Source organism: Mycobacterium sp. (assembly GCF_035499775.1).
Lineage (GTDB): Bacteria > Actinomycetota > Actinomycetes > Mycobacteriales > Mycobacteriaceae > Mycobacterium.
In genome coordinates, this window is the sequence record NZ_DATJYB010000076.1 from 1 (window position 1) to 2,499 (window position 2,499).

Genomic DNA, 2,499 nt, shown 5'->3' on the forward strand with positions numbered 1-2,499 from the left:
CATGCGCAGCGACAGGATGTAGAAGGCCTCCGGATCATCTACCGGGAAGCCCCTCTTGGCGGCGTCGGCGCCGTGGTAAAGGGAGCGGTAGTTGCCTTCGGTGACGATCGTGTCGTCGTCGACCACGATGCGGTCCATATCAAATTCCAGATAGAACTGGCCGCCCTGAACGATCGTCTCTTCGTAGAAGCTCCGAACTCCTTGTCGGCCAACCGGACTCATATCCGGGGGCGCGCCCCAGGCGACATAACGCGGATCGGGGCACAGGGTTGACAACACCAGATCGACATCCAGCTCGACCTCGCCCCTGGCGTGCTGCAGCACCCGGTTGAGCATCAGGAGGTGGCGCGGATTCGTGGTCTTGGCGATCCGCTCCTCGAGGAGCCTGAACATCTTGGTCCGGTCGATCAGGTCGGTCACCCGGTAAGCGTATCGACCGCGCGGGCGAACATGGTCTGCTTGATCGCGCCCAGTGTGGCCTGGTCCTTGGCGCCGATCGCACGCACCAGGTCGACGGCGGTGGAGGTCACGGCGCTCTCGCCCGTGCTGGCGTCGACGATTCCGGCGCTCGCGGCGTCATCGCCGCCGAAACGGCGACCGGTCGTCATGGAGGCGACCGCGGTCTGCGGAGCGAGTTTGGCCTGGATCAGCGCGGCCATGCCGGGCGTGAAGGGGATGTTGATGTCCACTTCGGGAAAGCAGAAGAAGCCGCGGTCCGCGCGCATCACCCGGTAATCGTGCGCCACGGCCAGCATCGCCCCGGCACCGAATGCGTGGCCGATAATCGCGGCGGCGGTGGGAATGGGCAGCGTCAGCATGCGGGCCAGCAATGCGTGGACCCGGCCGACGTACGACTGGTACTGGTCGGCGTGGGCGGTGAGCCAGTCCAGGTCCAGCCCATTGGTGTAGAACTTTCCTGTCGCCGTCGTCACCAAGCCGTGGGCGTTGTCAAGGACTTCATCGAGACGGACGTTGATGTCGTCGAGAAAGTCAGGCGAGAAACGGTTTTCGTCGTCCCCGAGGTTGAGGACGGCGATCTTGTCGGCGTAGTCCAGACTGATTGTCATGGTCTTTTCCTTTCTGGTGGCGGGCCGATGTCTAGCACCGCCTGGACGGCGGCGCGGAGTTGATCCCGAGCTGTCTTGCTGCCCAAGCGGTCGCGGCGCAACAGGATTGCCGTCGGCAGATCGACGATGCACATGGTGATCGTGTCCACCGCCGCGGCGTCTTTGCGGTCCCACACACCGACTGCGAGCCGAATCATGTGGCCGATCAGCGTCGACTCGACATCCCTTATTTCAGTGGCGATCTCGTCAGGCAGGTCTGGGGCCAGCAGTTCGCCCCGGGGCACCATCAGCAGCAGCCGGCACGAATTCGGATACTGCTCTTCGAAGGCCGCGGGTGTGTCCGCGGCGGCCAGCACGGCTTCGGCTCCCGAGGGCGCCTGATCTATTAGTGCGGTTTGCTCTTGCAGAAACCGGTGCCCCGCCCGCAGCCACGCTCGGGCCAGCAGTCCCGTCCGCGAGCCGAAGTTGTGATACACCGCGCCGTTGGAAACACCGACGGCCGCGCTGATCGCCCGGATGGTGACCGCGGCAGGACCGGAGGACACCGCGAGTGACTCGGCGGCGTCCAGGATCCGTTCGGGATCGTATATGCGGGGGCGGGGCACGCGGTTGATCATAACAGAGCGATTGCTCTGTTATCTAGGGTGGTGAGTGTGACGCTGTCGGCGTTGCCGCCCGTCCCCTTCTCGCCGAACGTGTAACCACCTGGGAAGCCAACTCGTGATGCGCGACGTCGTTTTGGACACCCACACGCTGCTGTGGCTGGTATCCACACCCGAGCAGGTCGACCCCGAGGCGCGCGAAGTCATCGCCGACCAAGGCTGCACCGTGTGGGTTTCGGCAGCCTCCGGATGGGAAATCGCCGTCAAGACCCGGCTCGGCCGCCTGCCGGGCGAGACACTCCTGTCGGCCTGGTCCGACATCATCAGCGACATGGCAGCCACCGAACTCGCGATCGACGCAGCAGACGCAATCCTGGCCGGCCGACTGCCATGGGCACACCGTGATCCGTTCGACCGCATGCTGGTGGCTCAGGCCACCCGACGCAACCTCACCATCGCGACGCGCGATCAACAGATCCTGCGCGCCGCCCTCACCCCTACCCTCAAAGTGTGAGCAGCGGCATGTCGACACGGCTTACCGCCTGGGGCGACTGAAGTAGGACCGCTCAGCGGCGCCGATTCACACCCGACATCGCGGGAGGCTCACCCACCCCTGGAACAAAGTCCGAACGCCTGCCGTTAGGATGGTCAACAAGTTGAGTGATTCAGGCTCAAGTCTGGGTTGACAGCCAGGCTCCAGCAGGGGCAGTCTTGAGCGGGGTTCACTCAGCATAGTGCAGGAAAGAAGAAGCTCTACCAACTCAGGAGGAATCACTATGGCTCGTGCGGTCGGTATCGACCTCGGGACCACCAACTCCGTCGTCTCAGTT

At 64.1% G+C, this 2,499-nt stretch carries 4 protein-coding genes; 1 reads left to right on the plus strand and 3 read right to left on the minus strand.

The window, feature by feature from the left end:
- From VML93_RS04645 to VML93_RS04655, 3 genes are all read right to left on the minus strand, one after another.
- Positions 1–420, minus strand: a 420-nt coding sequence (locus tag VML93_RS04645; RefSeq protein ID WP_325608156.1) for a nuclear transport factor 2 family protein, incomplete at its 3' end; no start/stop codon positions are given.
- Positions 417–1,067 carry an enoyl-CoA hydratase-related protein gene (locus VML93_RS04650; protein ID WP_325608158.1) on the minus strand — a complete coding sequence of 217 codons (651 nt, stop codon included), beginning with the start codon at positions 1,065–1,067 and terminating at the stop codon, positions 417–419. The genes VML93_RS04645 and VML93_RS04650, both read right to left, overlap by 4 nt.
- Positions 1,064–1,672 carry a TetR/AcrR family transcriptional regulator gene (locus tag VML93_RS04655; RefSeq protein ID WP_325608159.1) on the minus strand — a complete coding sequence of 203 codons (609 nt, stop codon included), beginning with the start codon at positions 1,670–1,672 and terminating at the stop codon, positions 1,064–1,066. The genes VML93_RS04650 and VML93_RS04655 overlap by 4 nt, the downstream gene beginning before the upstream one ends.
- A gap of 118 nt (positions 1,673–1,790) precedes the next feature.
- On the opposite strand from VML93_RS04655, the gene VML93_RS04660 reads away from it, so the two are divergent.
- A complete protein-coding gene (locus VML93_RS04660; protein ID WP_325608161.1) occupies positions 1,791–2,183 on the plus strand; it encodes a type II toxin-antitoxin system VapC family toxin in 393 nt (130 codons plus the stop codon).
- The last annotated feature ends 316 nt before the right edge of the window (positions 2,184–2,499 follow it).

Excerpts from the sequence above, each read along its gene's own strand:
- VML93_RS04650 (WP_325608158.1), bottom strand. The coding sequence starts at position 1,067 with ATGACAATCAGTCTGGACTACGCCGACAAGATCGCCGTCCTCAACCTC.
- VML93_RS04660 (WP_325608161.1), top strand. The coding sequence starts at position 1,791 with ATGCGCGACGTCGTTTTGGACACCCACACGCTGCTGTGGCTGGTATCC.